We start from the raw sequence: 274 nt of genomic DNA on the forward strand, positions 1-274 counted from the left end.
GAGGCGGGAATCGTCATTCGGCACGGTGGACGAACCTTTCGTGGGGGAGGTCGGTGCGGCGTGCGAGCAGCAGCGCACCGTCGAGGGCGTCACCGCGCGCGGGGACGACCCGACGCCCGGCAGCCTGCAGGGAGGAGGTGAGGCACTCGCGGAACCACGAATGCGCGGTGAGTCCGCCATGGAGCACGACGTCGGCCGTGAGCGCGGACGCGGCGGACGCCGTCGCCGTGAGCAGTCGGATCCCCTCGGTGACGATCCCGCCGGCGACGACGTC

At 72.6% G+C, this 274-nt stretch carries 1 pseudogene; it reads right to left on the bottom strand.

The features are described 5' to 3' along the window. Window positions 1-13: 13 nt before the first annotated feature. A pseudogene (locus B2869_RS02435) lies at window positions 14-274 on the bottom strand (ATPase); the annotation flags it as partial.

It is taken from the genome of Microbacterium sp. UBA3486, from assembly GCF_002377845.1.
Classification (GTDB): domain Bacteria; phylum Actinomycetota; class Actinomycetes; order Actinomycetales; family Microbacteriaceae; genus Microbacterium; species Microbacterium maritypicum_A.